The following is a 19112-nucleotide window of genomic DNA, read 5'->3' as shown; positions in this document are numbered from 1 at the left end:
GGAGAAAACAGCCATGGCTGACCTCGACCTGGCAACCAGACTGGTAGACCAGTTTTTCTCAGAGATCGCTGACAGCTATTGCCGTAAGGATCTCGACGCAATCATCGGTCACTACCAACCCGATCCGGGTCTGCTTTTCTGGAACGCTGAGGGTGACACCATTACCTCTGTTGACCAGTTAATCCTCTGGTATGAAGAACTGTTCCGGCGATTTGATATCAAATCGGTCAATTTTCGGCTTGAAGAGATTTATACAGATGAAAGCACCATTGTTTCCGGGAGCCTGTGGGTACTTTCCACGCAGCGAAAAATTGGGGAAGAAAATTCCGGGGAAGAAAAGCTTGAAGAAGAGCAGTCCCTGAGAGCCACTCACCTGCTTAAAAAACACGATGGCAGATGGCTTATCCATCACCTGCATGTTTCACCAACCCACTTTCTACCGGATTGATGACTCAAACAACGCCCAAACGATGCATTACCGCATCTTCCAGTCAATACAAGCTGGCATCTTCCGTATCACTGGGAGGCATGCTGGAGATCTACGATTTCCTGATATATGGCTTGATGGCCAGCTATATTGCCGAGAACTTTTTTCCAGCTGAAGACCATATCACCTCATTAATCAACACATTTGCTACCTTTGCCATTGGTTACCTGACCCGTCCCCTGGGTGGTGCTGTCTTTGGTCACTTCGGGGACCGCTATGGGCGTAAAAAGACCTTTACCTTTTCCATCTTTCTGATGGCGGTAACCACTGCATTGATGGGCTGCCTACCCGGCTGGAACAGTATAGGTGCAGCAGCCCCCATCACGCTGATCCTGTTACGACTACTGCAGGGGTTCTCCCTGGGGGGAGAAATTCCGGGAGCCATCACCTATCTCAGTGAGACAACACCTGAAAGACGCGGGTTGGTGATCGGCATTCTGTTTCTGGCCATTATGATTGGTGTATCGTTCGGGACATTTGTACACGGCATGCTTGAAATGTACCTTCCGGCAGAAGATATGAAGGAGTGGGGCTGGCGTGTCCCTTTCTGGATCGGTGGATCCCTGGGAATCATCAGCTATCACATTCGCAAACACTTCTCTGAATCCGGATTTTTCGAAGCACTGGACCAGACCAGAGCACAGGCTTCCATACCGATTGTTCTCCTTTTCACACAACATACCCGGGGGATTATCTGCGGGTTCATGACCATTGGCCTGTGTGGAGCAACCGTGACTATCTACAGCATTTACATGCCGGGTTTCCTCTCGTCGCTACTGGGCTTTCCCAGGGAAGCCGTTGCCTGGCAAACCACCCTGGCGTTTTTGATGCTATCGCCACTCTGTCTGATATTCGGGCTGCTGTCCGACCTGATGAATCACAAACTGATTCTGGGCATTATGGCCATTGTTGTCGCCACCACTTCCTGGCCAGCGTTTCAGTACTTCTCTTCCCCAGACGCCGAACTGAATAAGATTCTGTTGATCTGTGGCCTGCTGGCAGCAACTGCATCGGGTGCACTGCCGCCATTGTTGATCAGTTTTTTTCCAACGGAGATTCGCTATACCGGCATTGCCACCTGCTACAATATCGGGTTTGCAATTTTTGGCGGCATTGCCCCTGTTACCTCAACATTACTGGCTAAATACTCCAGTAATACCACGGGGCCGGCAATCTACCTTTCTCTTGTTGCTGTGATCAGCCTGATCGCCCTGTTTATTCCCTGGCCATCCAATGATTTATGGTAATCATCAATAGCCAACCGGATAATTTCCTGTATAAATTAGCTTTAGATAACAAATGCAAGGCTAAATAATGAATGCATTGACTTGGTATAAAAGTTCGTTTTTTCCAGCGCTAACCCTGTGCCTGTTGCCAATAGCGGCTTATTCTGATGCTTATGACGACTGTTTATACAAACAACTCAAAGAAGGTGGTGATTCACTGACACTGGCTGAAATCCGCCAGCAATGCCAGACAGTTGTCGCTGAAAGTACGGAAGACGTTGATAACATCGTTGAACAGCGGTTACAGGAAGAAGAAGAAACTCTGGACAACCGGTTTGCCATCACACCTCACCGCCCCAACTACCTGCTGCCCATTTCCTACAATAAAAGCCCTAACCCAAGCCCCTTTGAAATCCGGAATATTGATGATTTCTCCAGCACCGAGATCAAGTTTCAACTGAGTATGAAAGCGCCCCTGGCCCAGGGAGTATTCAATGGTTACGGGGATATCTTCGTTGCCTACACCAACACCTCCTGGTGGCAGGCTTATAACAGCAACTCGGCACCCTTTCGGGAAACCAATCATGAACCGGAAATGTATATGGTTTTCCCCACCAACTATCAGTTCGGGGGATTTGAGTTGAATGCGGTTTTTGCCGGGCTGACTCACCAGTCCAATGGCCGCAGCGGAGAACTTTCCAGAAGCTGGAACAGAATCTACGCACAGTTGGTTTTTTCCAGAGACAATGTTGTTGTGAGCATCAAACCCTGGTGGCGGATTCCGGAGCCGGAAAAAAAGCCCGGCCAGCAAAACAGTTCCGAAGGGGATGATAACCCTGATATTGAAAAGTATATGGGCCATGGTGAGTTGCATCTGGGTTACCAGGTCCGGGAGCACAATCTTGGCATGACGTTAAGAAATAATTTGCGAAGTGATAACAAAGGTGCCGTTCAACTGGACTGGTCATTTCCAATTAACAAAAGATTCCGGGGCTATATTCAATACTTCAACGGCTATGGTGAAAGCCTGATTGATTACAACGATAGCGCTAATCGACTAAGCGTTGGCGTTATGTTGACCGACTGGTTATAAGTAGTTAGCCCGGAAACAAGGGAAACCATGAACGCTTCCCGTTAAATGTTTAAACTGCCGGACTGGTTTGATGAAGATCCTGGCCTTTGCGGAACAGGCCAAAACCCACCATGGCAAATACCACAGCAAGAACCGGACTGAGCCAGTTTAAAAGAGCCCAGGGAGCATACTCAATCACGGCAACACCCAGGGTCGAGGCAAAAAATGCACCTCCGGTAGTCCAGGGTATAAGCGCTGTGGTGAGTGTCGCCCCTTCTTCCAGAGAGCGCGAAAGCACACGGCGATCCACGCCCTTTTGATCATAGGCTTCACTGAACAGCTGACCACCCAATATGATCGATATGTAAGCTTCCCCCATGGTCAGATTTCCCGTGAAGCAGGCAATAACAGTGGTCGCAACCAGAGTGGATGCCCTGGTTATTTTTATCACAATCGTTTGGATAAGCACCCGCAAAAAACGGCAACGCTCCAGAATGCCACCCAGTGCCAGGGCCATAAGAGATAATGACAGTGTCCACATCATCGAGGTGATCCCCCCTCGTCCAAGCAATGCATCCAGGCTCTCCAGGCCTGTCGCAACCGTGCCGCCGCCATAAAGGCTGTTAAGCACCGTGGGCAGACTCTGGTCCTGCAGGACGATAGCCAGCACCACCGCAACAGAAGATGCCACCATCATGCTGGGTTCGGCGGCAACACGAGCCATACTGAGCAGCAACATAACGATCAGCGGTAATAACGTCAGAGCATTGATCGTGAAGGTATCCTTTAAAGCCACCTGCATGGCGGACAACTGTTCAGCGGGCAACGGGTTCTCAGTGTAACCGAGCCCCATCAGCGAGAATATCACCAGGGCCAGCAGATAGGCCGGTCCTGTAGTAAACAGCATGCTCTGAATATGGGAGTAGAGATCAACTCTTGAGGTCATGGCAGCCAGGTTAGTGGTATCGGAAACCGGTGACATCTTGTCCCCAAAGCAGGCACCGGAGATAACCATTCCGGCAACCAGGGGAGCGGGTATCCCCATGGTGGTCCCGATCCCCATCAGGACAACCCCCATGGTGCCAACCGTGCCCCAGCTGGTACCGGTGGCCAGGGACATCAGGCTACAGAGAAGCAACCCGGCAGGCAGGAAAAGTGCCGGACTGACAAATTCAATGCCGTAGTAAATCAATGTTGCCAGCGTACCGCTTTGAATAAACGCGGCAATCAGTACCCCGATCAGAATAAAAATATAAATCGCCGTCAGCGCTCCGCTAATCCCGGCATTCATGGCACCCCGAATGGCACGAAAGTCATAGCCAAGGGCAAAGGCACTGATGGAAGCGATCATCAGGGACAACAGAATCAAGCTGTGCAGGCTGGTTTCCAGAACAAAAAGCCCAACACTGATGACGCCAATGATGGCAGCAAGAGTGATAAAAGCATGGAGAAAACCGGGCTCTTTCCATGACGCTTCTGCCGAAGTCGATACAGCCAAACCAGAACTCCTTTGGATACTGGGCAAATAGCCAGATATAAATATCTATTTCCCAGTATGAAATACGTTATTTTTAAGAATTTGATCGTGTTATATCCCAATCAATCTATTTAGCAAGTGTAATGACAAAAATATTACTCTGCTGGACTATAATCGGGATCTCTTCCACAACCGTCAGGCGTGATCACATATCAACTGAGGCAGACACCATCCATGCCAGCCTGGTTTCCCTGCGCTGGCGGCAGAGAGAGGGCTCCAGTGGATTTCCCGGCAACATCGGTTAACCGCTCTCCAGCCACCACCATTGCAGTACGATACAGGGCCTGAGCTGGATTTTGCCCGGGTCAATACCCGAACAACATCCATTGTTATTGACCTGAAGGATCTCGCGTAGTCGTGACTGATAAGACTTATAAGTAATCTAAATATTGTTTTATTAATCAAGATGATAAAATCAACGTTCAAATTTAGTGAACTTATTACTTTTGGAATTGTATATGTAATTTAAGAAAAACAACTTTACATCGCTTTTGTTGCCACCATACTGGTCACTGCTTTCGATCCAGTTGATTCTGGAATGGCTCTTGATTCCATGAAAGGGAAAGCCCCCTCGATTAATAATGGAAAAATTATTTTTAGCATTGATGTTCTCGTCTTCTGTTTTTGCCCAGACACAAAGTCCCATTCACATTGGTGGCAAAGACAATATCGAAGAAGCGATTCGAATGACACGAGTCACAACAGTCGAGATCAAAGTGTCATCGATGTCGAAATCGTCTGATTATGAAATCACTGTAGATGGTGAAGTGATTGATACAACTGGAGTGATCCAGGCTCATTCCACCAGGAAGATTGATGTACCTCTTGTATTCAAAACATCAAATAAGCCACAGAGGTTTCAAATCTGTTCTGTTTCGATCCCCGGTGAGGGTGATCTATTCAGGACTCGTGTTTGTACCAACGCTGATCTCGTATTCATTATTTGAGGAAATCATGAAAATCAAATCTATTTTCGCTGCGACACTTTTCGTTTCTGCTTCTGCAATGGCTCTCGATGATAATCAAATGCAGTTCTCTACTGACGTTGATCCAATGTATGGAATCGAAATTACCGATGCACAAGGTGCTCTTCGCTTCAAAGGAGAAGCTGCTTCCAATCCAACGGCATTCAAAGTTATTTCCAATACCGGAGAGACATTGACTGTCCATGTCGAATTGGAATCCCTGAATACTCCATCGGGTCAACCTGTTGATAATCTTGAAGATGATCTCTATATGGGTATTGGCTCAGATGCCCACAAGATAGGCGACGGTGCTGATTTCAGCAATCTGAAATCAGACAAAGTGTATCTTGCTACAGCTCAGTTCGTGCATATCGAACGGACAGATGTCAAAGCAGGAACGTATGATGCGATCATCACTCTGACAGTGCAGCACAAGTAAGAGAGACAAATGAAGAAACTTATTGCTATTGCCGCTATGACGCTTTCCATGCATGTATTTGCTGACTCGATTCGTACTGCTGATGGAATCTCCTGCTCTTTCGATGCTGATGATTCTCCATGGAGTGTGGAGACCTATGCTGAAATGGGCAATGATGATTACGAAAATCAGTATGAAAGAGGGCACAACAATAGCGTAAGAGATAATAATAAGTTTGGTGTGAAGCTCGTGTATAAATTTGGCGGACCGGGGAGACTACAGTGTAATGATCTTTATCAACTGGAGCTTCGAGATAAAGAAGCTCGTGTAAAACAATTGGAAGCCAAGCTCAAGATGTACGAAAAAGCTTCGAAACTGGCATGGAACTGATTTGTCAAACTAAAAAATAATTTATATTTCAACCAATTACCGAAAAACATTCCCCGCAAAAAAAACCTCCTGAAATGAACTATGGCCTGGCAATATTGTCAGACCCTGTAACCAGAGTGTTATGCAAAAACAAAGCCCCAGCCCTTACTATTTCGATCAGTAAGGGATCACACCGGGAGAAGGCGTATGGAATTAACCATTAATCTCGAAAGCTATCAAAATTACACATTGATTATTCTGGATGGCGATCTTAATGCCAGTAACATCCACATTCTGGAGAATGCTGTAGAGAATGCCACCAGAATAGACACCAGCCATATTGTGCTGGATTGCACCCTGCTCAAAAGCATCAGTAGCGATGGGTTGCAATTACTCCTTCATTGCCAGGTACAACTGGCAGGACATTTCTATCTCTCGCTTTATAACGTACCTGACAATGTTGCCTCACTGATGGAGTTATGCGGTATTACGTATTTCATCCAGATGAACACGCAGGCACAGAATCAAAAAAAACAATCGGCATCAGCCTGATCCATAATAACGGCGGCACTTAAGTAGTTGGCCAAATGGAATCGTATATTTCTGGCTAAGTGGGCAGTTGCTATGCAAGGCGCAACGTAGGGAGCATAGCCGTAGCTATGTGACCGGAGTTGCAACGCCGCACGACTGCATGGATGCAGGAGATAGAGCAACGCAGGAGCAGTTGCCGGGAGTGACTGACAACTTAGTCAGAAATATATGATTTCATTTGGTTAACTACTTAACAACAGTACCGCCTGTTTCCGCTTCTCAGGCAACGTCTTCTTTGCCAATTTCAGCAGACTGGTATCGATCTTCCCCGGCACGATGGGGTAGCAGCAAATTCAGAATGACTGCCGTCAGTGCACAAAGACTGACACCCTTCAGTGAAAATTCACCCAGTGAAATGCCCATATTACCGATACCAAATACCAGCACGATAGAGACAATCACCAGGTTGCGGGGCTGTCCCAGGTCAACCCTTGCCTTAATCAGCGTGTTAAGGCCAACAACAGCAATGGAGCCAAATAGCAGCATCATAATACCGCCCATCACCGGCACCGGAATGGTTGACAGGAATCCACCAATTTTACCGATAAACGCCACACCAATGGCAATGACTGCGGCCCAGGTCATAATAGCGGGGCTGTAGGCTTTGGTGAGCATCACCGCACCGGTGACTTCTGAATAGGTGGTATTAGGCGGCCCACCCAACATACCCGCAGCCGTCGTCGCCAGACCATCACCGAGCAGTGTATTTTTCAGCCCCGGTTTTTCCAGATACTTTTTCCCGGTCACTGAACTGATCGCCAGCATATCACCAATGTGCTCAATGGCGGGGGCAATGGCCACCGGAATCATATAAAGCACCGCATTCCAATTAAGTTCCGGGGTAGTGAAATTCGGAATAGCAAACCAGGGGCGGTCAAACAAAGGCTGAAAGTCCACAACCCCCATGATCACCGCAGCAATATAGCCTGCACCAATACCACAGATGATGGGAATCAGTCGCAGAATTCCACCGGCCATGGTCGCCACCAGCAGGGTCGCCAGCAGCGAGATCGCGGCCAGGAACAGAGCCTGATCCGCAGAGATTAACCCTTCAACAGGGGATGTTGCCATCCCAACGGCAACCGGTGCCAGGCCAAGGCCGATCACCATAATCACCGGCCCGACCACCACAGGTGGAAACAACCGGTACAGTATGCCGGATCCACGCAACCTGACCAGTACACTCAAGGCGGCATACAGCACACCGGCGGCCATAATGCCACCCATGGTGGCCGCCAGGCCCCAGGATTGAATACTGAACGTCATCGGCGCAATAAAGGCAAAAGAAGATGCCAGGAAGACAGGCACCTGCCGACGGGTGATCAGCTGGAAAATCAGGGTACCGATACCCGCGGTAAAGAACGCTACATTGGCGTCCAACCCGGTCAGCAACGGCACCAGAACGAGAGCACCAAAGGCAACAAACAGCATCTGCCCCCCCCATCAGCGCCTGCCGCCAGAGCGACATCTCTGAGTGCAGGCTGTCCCCCGACTGTGCTGAATGATTCATTGCTGGATATCCTTATTCGTTACTTATCGTGTACCAAAAATCTTGTCACCGGCATCACCCAGGCCCGGAATGATGTAACCGTTGTCATTAAGCCCCTGATCAACAGATGCGGTAAAAATCTTCACGTCAGGATGCGCTGAGCAGATCTTCTCAATACCTTCCGGCGCAGCCACCAGCACCAGACAGCGGATCTCTTTGCAACCTGCCTTCTTCAGCATATCTATAGTCGCCAGCATGGAACCACCGGTAGCCAGCATTGGATCCAGGATCAGGGCAATACGCTCATCGATATTACTGACCAGTTTTTCAAAGTAAGGCACCGGTTCCAGGGTTTCTTCGTCGCGGTACAGACCTACCACACTGACCTTGGCATTGGGGATCATATCCAGAACGCCATCCATCATACCAATGCCGGCACGCAGGATCGGCACAATGGTGATTTTCTTACCCTTGATCTGCTGAACGGTCACCGGACCATTCCAGCCTTCAATCACCGTATCTTCCAGCTCGAGGTCTTTGGTTGCTTCGTAGGTCAGCAGGCTGCCAACCTCACTGGCCAGGGTACGGAAGCCCTTGGTACTGATATCGTGGGATCGCATCAGTCCCAGCTTGTGTTGTACCAGCGGATGCCTGATTTCCTGTACGCTCATGCATGACCTCAACTGTCTGATTGGAGGTGGATGGGTAATGAAGTAAAAAATGAATGGCTGAGATAGAAAACGTTTCTGAGTAAGCACTCATTGAGAGAATGATCGTGCAAAAGCTTTCAACGCCTAAACCTTCTTATTCTCCCACAGGATGTCCGCACTGCCCATAGGTTTTTACAACCGCAACAATCATGTAGTTTTCTCTTGCCCATTGACGACAACAACGGTATTTTTTCCTGCTTTACTTTTCGTGAAAACTGTTTCCAGCTCTCCACAGGAGAGTAAAAATGGTTTTTTAATCAAAAATGGACTGCCGCTCGCCAGGGTGTCCGACACCTGTACTGCATGAGTTGACTCACTGGCGTGACCGGCCGCCAATCAAACGATCAGGGTTTGCACAACATGTCTGTTGATCTCGACCATATCCGGCAAGTGATGGATGAAGCCGACTGTCTCTATAACGAGCAGCAGATTGAAGATGCCATCGCCACCATGGGACGCAACATTACCCACCAGCTGGCGGATAGCAACCCGCTGGTATTCTGCGTAATGAATGGCGGCCTGGTGATTACCGGCAAACTGCTGACGCACATGCAGTTCCCCCTGGAAGCCTCCTACGTGCATGCAACCCGTTACCGGGACCAGTTGACCGGTGGCGGCCTGGAGTGGAAAGTTCGCCCAACCCAGACCATCAAAAATCGTACCGTCCTGATCATCGACGATATTCTGGATGAAGGGCATACTCTCGACGCAATTATCGATTTTTGTAAGGAAGAAGGTGCTGCCAGCGTTCTGACTGCGGTTCTGGTGGATAAAAAGCATGACCGTAAAGCCCGCCCCGGCCTGAAGGCTGACTTTACCGGCCTGGAAATCGAAGATCGCTATATTTTTGGCTACGGTCTGGACTATCAGGGTTACTGGCGTAATGCCAATGGCATTTATGCCCTGAAAGGTCACTGAAATCCTGTGATGTCTTAAGAAAAAAGCCTCCGGTCCGGAGGCTTTTTGATTTGGGTTAATCCATGTCGCCAGTGTTATGCTTCAGGATTATTTTCCTGGTCATTTTGTGGTTGGGCAGTTTGTGGTTGGGCAGTGTCTTTCTTTTTAAATCCAGAGCCACTGAGCATTTTAGTTACCGCTTTTTGTTCATTCTTGACCTCACGGTCATATTCTTTGCTTATCTTCAAAGCAACATCATCATAATCCTTTTGGATTTTCTTACGATGGTTATCTAATGCTTTCAGCTGTTTATTTTTATCAGCATTCAGTTTTTGTAAATCTTCCATAGCCAGCATGTAATTGCCTTCAACTTCTTTCAGTTTTCCTTCTGCTTCTTCAATTTCAATCCGCTTAGCATTAATTTCCTCAAGAAGACTATCTCGTTCTTCATTGAATGCTTTAAATTGCTCTCCATCTAAGTTCATAATTTTGACTGCTTCCCCAGTCAGATTAGCTTCAGCATTGCTAGCGGACACCAACGCTTCTTCGACAATATTTAACCTGGCCTCTATTTCGGGAATCACACCGTGGGTTTCACCAATGACTTGTTGATATTTTTTTATTTCTTTATTCAGTTCATCAACCTCAGCGATTTTAGCTTCAATTTGGGGATCTATTTTTTTAAGATATTTAGTTTCAATGTCATCCACTAATGTTTTAATTGTTAGAGCTTGCTCCTCCTTTTGCTGAGTGGCCAACACAGCTTTGGATTCCGCAGCTCTCTCACTAATAAGATCCTTATGTTCTTTTTTTAAATTTTTTGCTTGATCAGCCAAAAGTGACTTTAATTTACTACGCTCTCCTTCAACTTGGTAAACTCTATTAACATTCCTGACAAAGTCTGTATAAGCTTTACTTTCCATGAAAATGTCTGCAAGTTTTTTCACATCACTTTTGCGTACTCTCTCTGATTTACTATTCAAGACCACCAACTGAGGCTCCCCACCCTTAGTGACCGGCGGTAAAACAATCACTGATCCTTTACGTAAGGAGCTCACATCCCCGTCAACAACAGCCAATATAGTTTTGTACTTTTCACGAAATTCATCGTTTTGCCCTTTAAACTCATTAATATCCTTTTTCTTCTGACTAAGCGTCTCCAAACTTGAATTAAATTCATTAATTTTTTCTGCCAGTATCTGCTTTTTGGCTTCACTGTCAGTAGCTTTTAAAGCCTTTTCAGCCTGAGGTTCAGAAATTTTTCCCCAGTTCTGTTTTTTCACCATCCTCTTGCCTTTGCCCATCACCAAATGCTTTAATCCTTTTACAGGGCGGCATTTACTGAACCACTGACGAAAATCTTTAAAAGCAATCTTTACAGGCCTGATACTTTTAGGAAGTGTTTCATACTTGTCCGCAGATATCTGGATACCGATAAAATCCTTTGGATCAATTTCCTGAATAGTGACCTCTTTTCCATTCAAAAATCCTTTTTCTGGGTTAACCATTTCTGCGTCTATAGCAAAAGGTAGTTTTTGAGTTTGATCAACTCGGTTGGTACTTATAGCGGTCATATCTATGACTCCTTCCTTTCCATGGTTTTAGAATATTTTTTGGATAAAAGATTATTTTTTTCGAAGTTTCTTACCTAATTGCTGTTTAAGCATATTCTGTTCAGCTTCAATATCTCTCTTGTCAGCTTTCTCCTGTTGTTTTAATTCTTTGCCTTTTTGCAAGCTTTCCACTTCTTTCATCTTAGTATCAAGCTCTGCTTTTTTCTCCTTCATCTCACCGGGTATTGCTTTCAACCTGGCACTACCAATTTCAATACTCTCTTGCGCTTTCTGAATTCTATTCACCGTACCACTGTATGCTTCCGGTATTCCCTCACGCTCTTTTGGGATCTTACTGAGCAGACTCAGTTCTTTTTTCAAGTCTGACAGAAGCTTCTTTTGCTCAGCAACGGATTCCTGTGCTTGTTGTTTTTCTGTTTTCAGTGCTCTGATTTCAGCCTGCAACTGGTCAACCCTATCATCCAGCTTGATACGCTGCTGAGTCAACGTATCCTGTAATTCAGATAACCTGGTATTTCTACCCTTGCCCTGTTCCAGAGTATGCTGTTGCTCCTTAAAATGTTTGAGAATTTCTTTACCACTATCTTTTATTGAAGATTTCAACTGCTTCTGCTCAGATTTCAGCTGTTTTATTTCTGAACCAAGCTGCTCCATTCGACTAAACAAACCTGAATTTCCAACCTGCTTAATCACCATATTGACCAGATCATTCCGAGCAACAGGATCCGTTGATGCAATTATCACAGGATCAGCGTCTTCAATAGGAATTTGGAGAGTTATTCTCTTTTTGCTATGGATCGCTTCATCAGGATTTTCACAAACCTTAATGGTATCTTTGTAGAGCTCCTTGAGCTTATCCAGTTCTGTTTGCTTATTAACCTCCTGTTTCTCAGCACTCTCAAGTTTAACAATTCTGTCATTGTGTGCTTGAGCTTCAAGTTTCAACTGCTCAGAGCCGCCCATCATTGATTCTTCTGGAATTTTTTCCCAGTTTTCATGCTTGATGGCTTTTTTCATTTCATTGAATGAATTTTTTACTTTTGCGCTAACGCTTGTATCAGACTGCTTCAGATCATCTGTAGCTTTATGAAATTTGCTCTTAAACTTACCTAGCAGGGAATTCTTGGCAGACTTCAGTTTCTTAAATACTTTTTCCCGAACGGTTACCGTGTCTTTTTCAGCGGCTATCTCAGCTTTTCTCAGCTCGAGAGGTATCTTTCTGGGTCCGGATACACCTGGCTCCTGGTCTGATAACTTAAGACCCGGTGTTGATAAAACCTTTACTGCCGTAATGGTCGTACCCTTAGAATTAAATGTAATGGTAACTTCATTCCCTTCTTGAAGAAGACTGTTGATCGTGTCCAGTTGCTGTAAACTAATCGAACCTGTATTAGATGCCCTTTCCATAATGGCCCTCAAACATTCCTTTGATCACTCAACCAATTGTAGCCGTGCAAGAAAACTTTAATAACAAAGCCAGCAATGATTTCAGAAAACAGGCAACCGGACAGTGATTCCCGGTAAAATAAACTCTTTGTCAAAATCATGTCGCCTGACAGACCACTTTTTCGGCCATGGATTATCTGAGCCTGTATAAATCCCACGGCAAACATTTACTTTTATTCTTTTTATGCTTAACGTAATCTCAAAATATCCTATTGAGGTTATTTATCTTTGTTTTCGACTCAGTAAAATATCCATCTGCTTATAGATTTCGCCCAGACAAACCCCACCCATAAAACACTGGACAGTAAGTCAGCAATGAAGAAAGACAAACAGAAAGTCATTGGAGAGGAATTAAGTGATGAGCGCCTGAAAGCGCTGCTGACACTGCAGCCAGCCGCTGGCAGCAGTCGAGACTATCACATTCTGTTAAGAGCCTACCGCTACCTTCGAGCGGATGATTTTGCCCGTTTTATCCCATTTTATCTGAAAGCCGGCCTGAATCTGGACGCCCGGGACAGCGCAGGGAAAACTCTGGCTGAAACCATCACACAACATCACCACGGTCAACCGTATCTCAAAGCTCTTACTGACCCGGTCAGGCATTAAACATCAGAGGCTGCCCGATACAATGGACAGCCTGATACCTGTTACCCCTGAACAGGCCTGGCGTCCCAATCGCAGTGGTCAAACAGGCCAGCCCCCCCCATAAAACACTTGACAGTGAGTCAGCCATGAAGAAAGACAAACAGAATTTAGTGATGAGCGCCTGAAAGCGCTATTGACACTGCAGCCAGCCGTTGGCAGCAGTCGAGACTATCACATTCTGTTAAGAGCCTACCGCTACCTGCGAGCAGACGATTTTGCCCGTTTTATTCCCTTTTATCTGGAAGCCGACCTGAATCTGGATGCCCAGGATAGCGAAGGGAAAACACTGGCTGAAACCATCACACAACAGCACCACGGTGAACCGTATCTGAAAGCCCTCACTGACGCAGTCAGACATTAAAACAGTAAAGGGTAGATAATCAGCAACACCGGTATGCTGCAATCGCGTATTCAATCCAACGCGGGCAATCAGTGCGCTGACCAGGCCGCAGAGTAGCGCGTCCGGAAGAACCTGAGGAACTTTTAATGCAGGCAAACAGTCAAAGAGACTTAATGATATGAGAGAATATTATGAATAACTTTCTGCACAGACTGGAATGGGCGGCTAGAAACGACCACCTCGAAGTCGTCAACTGCCTGCTGGCCAATGATGCCATTATTGACGAGCGGACCTTTGCTCTGCAATTGATGGCTGAAATCAGCCACCTTGATGTCGTCAAAACCCTGCTCGCAAATGACGCCGTCCTGAGATGCGGGCATCTGGAGCTCCACCCTGAAGTCGCCGAGACCATTGAAAAACATATCCCCTCAGCGCAGCAACCCTGCTCTTTGATGCACGGCTGCCGGGCCACCATTCGTGACCGGTTGATCAAACACCTCGTTGACGGCAAGCCGCTGGAGCCGGCGATTGATTCACTGCCACTGCCCCCCGGGATGCGTGAGTATCTGTACAACCCACTGCAGTGGTAGGTCGCTGCCAACCCTGAGCGATACACAGCATCACGTCATGGCATAACCAGAGTAAGATTTGTTCCCACCCGGGCAGCCTGATGCCTGTTATCCCTGAACAGGCCTGGTGTCCTGCGAGGAACTAACTGACGTGATCATCGCAAAAACACCACCCAGAATACCCGGCAACAGCCAGACCAGGCCTTCTGTCTGCAGAGAAAAATACGCAAGCACTGTGTAGGCTGGCTCAATGAAAGTCAGATCAGCAGCGTGCAGACCTTCTACAAGACTGATCAGACCCACTGGAATAAGCACAAACGCCATTACCCGCTCAGGTTTCGCCAGCCACGATTTCAACAGTGTCACAACAATCAAAGCAATCGCTACAGGATAGATAATCAGCAACGCTGGAATGGTAACCTGCAATAGCGTATTCAATCCAACATTGGCAATCAGTGCACTGGCCAGGGCACAGAGAATCACCCAACTGCGATAATTCAACGCAGGAAATACCCGGGAGAAATACTCACCACAGGCACTGAGCAAACCAGTGGCTGTGGTCAAACAGGCCAGAATAACTGTGATAGCCACTACCACCTTACCCCGGGAACCAAATACAGCATTGACGAACAGGTTGATAATCTTTGCACCATGTTGCGGAGCACCCACCAGCTCATGACTGTTAGCACCAATGTAACCCAGAACCAGATACACCAGTGACAAACCAACAGAAGCGATCAAGCCTGCAATCAAGGTATAGCGTGCAACCTGTCGTGTATTAGTAACCCCTTTATTGTGAATGGCATTGATGATCACGACACCAAATACCAGCGCCTTCCAGGGTATCCATGGTCTGGTAACCGTTACTAAAAACCTACGATAATCAGGATTATCTGGGTTTATCTACATCGTCAACGCCACCGCTTACCGGAGTGAGTCTTACGCAGCTCTTCTGTAGGGATTAATGTCGGGCTGTAACGTGTCCCGACGGGGTCGCCTAGACGGGGTCGCCTAGACGGGGTCGCCTAGACGGGGTCGCCTAGACGGGGTCGCCTAGACGGGGTCGCCTAGACGGGGTCGCCTAGTCTTTTTACAACCAATTTGCCACAAACTTGGTTTTCGTTAGTGGCAGAAACAAGGTAGTAGCAACCGTTGAACAAGGCAATAAAAAAGCAGATTAACCAAAATAATCATAGATTACTCGACACTGTTATTAGCCCTCGCGAAAACCATTAAAGAAGCCCTGACTCATCATGGACTCCGTAGCAGCGCCAGCTTCTACCCGGGGAAAAAGGAAAGCACCAACGGCAAAGGATAACGTTATACGCAGTAACCAATCACAGCAGCGGGCTTAATAGCTGCAGCGTATTTTCCAGCAGTTTCCGTCGAAAAGGTCTTTTTGACCAACGGTTGATATCCACCTCACCCGCCTGATTCATATACGACTGGAGCACATGAAATATCTGCTGGCCAAAGCCATCATCATAGACAATCAACGTCACTTCATAATTCAGCCAGACACTGCGCATATCCAGGTTTACGGTACCAAACAGCGCTGTTTCACGGTCCACCAGAACACACTTGGTGTGCAGCAACCCCCCTCTGAACTGCTGAATAGTCACGCCAGCCTGCAGCAACTCCTGATAATAGGAGCGACTGGCATGGTGAACCATTCTCGAGTCATTTTTCTCTGGCACCAGCAACTGGACATCCACACCACGCATTGCTGCTGACTTCAAGGCCGTTAGCAAAGACTCATCGGGCACAAAATACGGTGTACTGATCAGGAGCTCCTGACGACTTTCATAAATAGCCGTCAGCAGAACCTGCTGCAGCATTTCCCGGTCCACATCAGGTCCCGACGGCAGAACGTGTACAAATGCACCTTCCCGGCCTCGATGCTCAGCCGAAGGGTACTCATACTGCCGGTTGAACGAGGGGTGCCCCTGCCCGGTTTCCAGTGCCTTATCCCACTGCACGATGGCTCCGAGCACATGGGCAGCAACACCATCAATCCTGACCATGGCATCCACCCACTGTCCGACCTGAGCATCCTGCTTAAACAGGGATGGATCTACCAGGTTAAAACTGCCGGTCCAGGCCACCTGATCATCAACCACCAGAATCTTCCGATGGTTACGAATATCCATACGCTCCACCAACATGCGCAGAGGGCCGACTGACATGGATGCAGTAACACTGATCCCTTCAAGGCGAAAACGACGCGCCCATACTCCATTCAAAAAATCCCGACTGCCGACATTATCCAGCACAACCAGACAATCAACCCCTCGCCTGGAAGCGCGGATAACCGCTTCCGCCACCTCTTCAGCCCGACCGACCGGCTCCCATATATAGAACTCAATCAAGAGACTTTGCCGGGCATTTTCTATATCACGCAGCAGGTGTTCGATAATGTTTTCAAATTCTGAGAAGAGCTGCAGATGGTTACCCGGCAGCAAAGGAATACTCATGCTTTTTTCTGCCAATGAGAAAATGCCATGATGACTGGTCACCGGACAGCGGGATGGCTCACCACCTGAGATAATCCGGGCCAGGTGCTGATACCACTGGGCATAATCCGGATAAAGTGTGCGCATGCGCTTTAACCGGCCAATGCCCAGGCGGGGAGAACCCAATAACAGATACAGCACAAACCCTGCCACCGGCAACGCGAACAGCAACACCAGCCAGGCCAGAGAAACCCCCACAGGCCTTCGGGTCATAATCACTACAACCGCAAAAGCAATAATGGCACTTAAATAGGCAGCGCCAAACAGCCAGCTATACCAGGTTGTTTCCATGCACTAAAGTTCCGAAATTAAACCAGCTGAATTACCCAACTGTCCGGTTGACCTGCTAGGAGGCTGTTGAGGTGTTCGCCATTGCTCCGGTATAAACCAGCCGCCAAGACTATTGTCTTTCTAACCAGTCACCGGGAATAACGGGGTTTGCAAACTCAGCTGGCATTACCCACAAAGCTGCCCGGTAGCGGCCAGCCTTGACAGGTAAAAAGGGACAATGGTTTCAAACAAGATGCCTTTCACTGGAGCAAATGTCCATAATTACTCCAAAGAAGTTTGGCCGTCATAGCCAGAGACACGCAGACAATCATGGGACGGATCAATGCCTCACCGCGACTAAGTACCACATAGGAGCCAAGTCTGGCACCAATAACCTGACCTACTATCATGACCAGACCAACTGCCCAAACTGCATGCCCACCAATAATGAAAAACAGCAGAGAGGCCAGATTACTGGTGCAATTCAAAACTTTGGTATGAGCGGTGGCACTGGTGATGGAATACCCCAGCAAGCCTGCAAACGCCATGGTAAAAAACGAACCGGTACCCGGGCCAAAGAAGCCATCATAAAAACCGATCAGCAACGCCACGGTAAACGCAAACACCGGCAGAGAGATCAACTGCCTTGACTGGTCACAGCTCAGTCGTGGAGAAAACAGAAAGTAAAGGACAATACCGATCAGCAGGAAGGGAATGGCCTGTTCCAACACCCCGGCATCAATCCTCTGCACCAGCAGCGTCCCCATCATGCTGCCAATAAAGGTCATCACTATTGGCAGACGTATCTCCCGCAGGTTAACCGCACCTTTGGAAATAAAGTAGACACTGGCGGACAGCGTACCAGCGGCCCCCTGAAGCTTATTGGTTGCCAGCGCCTGAACCGGTGAAAGCCCGGCAGCCAGAAGCGCGGGCATTGATATCAACCCACCACCACCCGCAATGGAATCAACAAATCCAGCCACCGAGGCAACAGCAAAAAGGAAAAGCACAAGATCCAGAGTAATGGTTGCGTCCAAGGTCAATCCTTGCAGATAAAGGTTGATAGTTTATGGAAGCGTAATAATAGAACGTCCAGCAAAAAATATTCAGATAAAGTTCACCCCGCAGTAAACGGAATCTACTTACTTTCCGATTACCGGGTTATTGAAAACCCGTAAAAAAATATTCGTACCAATAGCAAAAACCGCTGATTATCTCCCCAGATAATCAGCGGTTGGTAATCTTGCTTGAGCTCATAACACCTGGCCTGCTAATACGCTCTCCGTCATTGAACCTTGTGAGTTCCTCTGACCAGCATTCCTGATTGGGAATACTTTTTCATCTCAGGCTTGTGGCCGGGATGGCTGAAGGTCACTTTTGGCGACACTCTTTATTACGGGATAATTATAGAAAAATCGGCGTGGCAAAAGATTGCGAATTGATGGATAAAACCCAAAAACAGCGCAATAATATTCCAAATACTTAATAATTATTAAAAGAAAATATCATGAAAGTCGATCGTTACGATATCCGGATACTTCAAGCGCTGCAACAGAATGCCCACATCAGCAATCAGGATCTGGCTGATCTGATTGGACTGACGCCATCCCCATGCCTGCGCAGGGTCAGGCAGCTGGAGGAGTCAGGATTAATAACCGCCAGGGTAACGCTGCTCAACCCACAGAAGCTGGGACTAAGCCTTACCGTCCTGATTCATATCAGCATGGATAGACACACCCCGGAGCGATTTGAACACTTTGAAGAAACCATCAACAGTTATGACGAAGTGATTGAATGCCTGTTGATTACCGGGCAATCGGCAGACTATATGGTCAAGGTGATGGTGCCGGACATGAATTACTATCAGGATTTTCTGCTAAACAAGATCACAAAAATTACTGGCGTCACCGGCGTACATTCCAGCTTTGTACTCCGCCAGCCGGTTCATAAGACCGCTTTACCCCTGAACCATCTCAAGCCTTAACGGCCTGATT

General features: G+C 47.5%; 19 protein-coding genes and 1 pseudogene. 12 read left to right on the top strand and 8 right to left on the bottom strand.

Annotated elements, in window-relative coordinates; genetic code table 11:
• Window positions 1–13 precede the first annotated feature (13 nt).
• The 3 genes from O3276_RS22875 (at window position 14) to O3276_RS22865 (ending at window position 2806) form a co-directional block, all read left to right on the top strand.
• Complete coding sequence (locus tag O3276_RS22875) at window positions 14–448, top strand: YybH family protein (protein ID WP_269673366.1); 435 nt, start codon at window positions 14–16, stop codon at window positions 446–448.
• Window positions 448–1734: an MFS transporter gene (locus tag O3276_RS22870; RefSeq protein ID WP_269673365.1), complete on the top strand. Its 1287-nt coding sequence runs from the start codon at window positions 448–450 to the stop codon at window positions 1732–1734. Before O3276_RS22875 ends, O3276_RS22870 begins: the two co-directional genes overlap by 1 nt.
• A 67-nt stretch (window positions 1735–1801) precedes the next feature.
• Window positions 1802–2806: a phospholipase A gene (locus O3276_RS22865; protein WP_269673364.1), complete on the top strand. Its 1005-nt coding sequence runs from the start codon at window positions 1802–1804 to the stop codon at window positions 2804–2806.
• 49 nt (window positions 2807–2855) lie between these two features.
• Here the strand turns inward: O3276_RS22865 and nhaC are convergent, their stop codons facing one another.
• Complete coding sequence (gene nhaC / locus O3276_RS22860; protein WP_269673363.1) at window positions 2856–4283, bottom strand: Na+/H+ antiporter NhaC; 1428 nt, start codon at window positions 4281–4283, stop codon at window positions 2856–2858.
• Between the two features lie 620 nt (window positions 4284–4903).
• Between nhaC and O3276_RS22855 the strand changes: the two genes are divergently transcribed.
• The 4 genes from O3276_RS22855 (at window position 4904) to O3276_RS22840 (ending at window position 6626) form a co-directional block, all read left to right on the top strand.
• Window positions 4904–5269: a hypothetical protein gene (locus tag O3276_RS22855; RefSeq protein ID WP_269673362.1), complete on the top strand. Its 366-nt coding sequence runs from the start codon at window positions 4904–4906 to the stop codon at window positions 5267–5269.
• Window positions 5270–5276: 7 nt separating this feature from the next.
• A complete protein-coding gene (locus O3276_RS22850) occupies window positions 5277–5726 on the top strand; it encodes a hypothetical protein (RefSeq protein WP_269673361.1) in 450 nt (149 codons plus the stop codon).
• 9 nt (window positions 5727–5735) lie between these two features.
• Window positions 5736–6095 carry a hypothetical protein gene (locus O3276_RS22845; protein WP_269673360.1) on the top strand — a complete coding sequence of 120 codons (360 nt, stop codon included), beginning with the start codon at window positions 5736–5738 and terminating at the stop codon, window positions 6093–6095.
• Between the two features lie 186 nt (window positions 6096–6281).
• Complete coding sequence (locus O3276_RS22840) at window positions 6282–6626, top strand: STAS domain-containing protein (protein ID WP_269673359.1); 345 nt, start codon at window positions 6282–6284, stop codon at window positions 6624–6626.
• Between the two features lie 258 nt (window positions 6627–6884).
• On the opposite strand, the gene O3276_RS22835 is transcribed toward O3276_RS22840, so the two are convergent.
• A complete protein-coding gene (locus O3276_RS22835; RefSeq protein ID WP_332328153.1) occupies window positions 6885–8096 on the bottom strand; it encodes a uracil-xanthine permease family protein in 1212 nt (403 codons plus the stop codon).
• A gap of 102 nt (window positions 8097–8198) precedes the next feature.
• Window positions 8199–8825, bottom strand: a complete 627-nt coding sequence (gene upp, locus O3276_RS22830; RefSeq protein ID WP_101744823.1) for a uracil phosphoribosyltransferase — start codon at window positions 8823–8825, stop codon at window positions 8199–8201.
• A gap of 399 nt (window positions 8826–9224) precedes the next feature.
• Between upp and O3276_RS22825 the strand changes: the two genes are divergently transcribed.
• Entirely contained in the window at window positions 9225–9782 is a 558-nt protein-coding gene (locus O3276_RS22825) for a hypoxanthine-guanine phosphoribosyltransferase (RefSeq protein WP_101744821.1), read from the top strand.
• A gap of 74 nt (window positions 9783–9856) precedes the next feature.
• On the opposite strand, the gene O3276_RS22820 is transcribed toward O3276_RS22825, so the two are convergent.
• Together O3276_RS22820 and O3276_RS22815 are read right to left on the bottom strand one after the other, a co-directional pair.
• Entirely contained in the window at window positions 9857–11335 is a 1479-nt protein-coding gene (locus O3276_RS22820; protein WP_269673358.1) for a hypothetical protein, read from the bottom strand.
• Window positions 11336–11386: 51 nt separating this feature from the next.
• Window positions 11387–12742, bottom strand: a complete 1356-nt coding sequence (locus tag O3276_RS22815) for a coiled-coil domain-containing protein (protein ID WP_269673357.1) — start codon at window positions 12740–12742, stop codon at window positions 11387–11389.
• Between the two features lie 354 nt (window positions 12743–13096).
• Here O3276_RS22815 and O3276_RS22810 point away from each other — a divergent pair, with 354 nt between their 5' ends.
• The 3 genes and pseudogenes from O3276_RS22810 to O3276_RS22800 all read left to right on the top strand — a co-directional run bounded on the left by O3276_RS22810 (window position 13097) and on the right by O3276_RS22800 (window position 14356).
• Window positions 13097–13387, top strand: coding sequence for a PA4642 family protein (locus tag O3276_RS22810; protein ID WP_269673356.1), 291 nt, complete (start codon window positions 13097–13099; stop codon window positions 13385–13387).
• 154 nt (window positions 13388–13541) lie between these two features.
• A pseudogene (locus O3276_RS22805) lies at window positions 13542–13787 on the top strand (PA4642 family protein); the annotation flags it as partial.
• 170 nt (window positions 13788–13957) lie between these two features.
• Window positions 13958–14356, top strand: coding sequence for a hypothetical protein (locus O3276_RS22800; RefSeq protein WP_269673355.1), 399 nt, complete (start codon window positions 13958–13960; stop codon window positions 14354–14356).
• 87 nt (window positions 14357–14443) lie between these two features.
• Here the strand turns inward: O3276_RS22800 and O3276_RS22795 are convergent, their stop codons facing one another.
• The 3 genes from O3276_RS22795 to O3276_RS22785 form a co-directional block, all read right to left on the bottom strand.
• Window positions 14444–15151: a branched-chain amino acid transport system II carrier protein gene (locus O3276_RS22795; RefSeq protein ID WP_269673354.1), complete on the bottom strand. Its 708-nt coding sequence runs from the start codon at window positions 15149–15151 to the stop codon at window positions 14444–14446.
• 521 nt (window positions 15152–15672) lie between these two features.
• Complete coding sequence (cls, locus tag O3276_RS22790) at window positions 15673–17139, bottom strand: cardiolipin synthase (protein ID WP_269673353.1); 1467 nt, start codon at window positions 17137–17139, stop codon at window positions 15673–15675.
• Between the two features lie 239 nt (window positions 17140–17378).
• Entirely contained in the window at window positions 17379–18155 is a 777-nt protein-coding gene (locus O3276_RS22785; RefSeq protein ID WP_269673352.1) for a TSUP family transporter, read from the bottom strand.
• Between the two features lie 470 nt (window positions 18156–18625).
• Here O3276_RS22785 and O3276_RS22780 point away from each other — a divergent pair, with 470 nt between their 5' ends.
• The gene (locus tag O3276_RS22780) at window positions 18626–19102 is read left to right on the top strand and encodes an Lrp/AsnC family transcriptional regulator (RefSeq protein WP_442876547.1); all 477 of its coding nucleotides are present in this window, start codon (window positions 18626–18628) and stop codon (window positions 19100–19102) included.
• The last annotated feature ends 10 nt before the right edge of the window (window positions 19103–19112 follow it).

The sequence above is a fragment of the Endozoicomonas sp. GU-1 genome (assembly GCF_027366395.1).
Lineage (GTDB): Bacteria > Pseudomonadota > Gammaproteobacteria > Pseudomonadales > Endozoicomonadaceae > Endozoicomonas.
The sequence above is the reverse complement of the archived record's forward strand: the minus strand, read 5'-3'. Positions and strand labels throughout refer to the sequence as shown.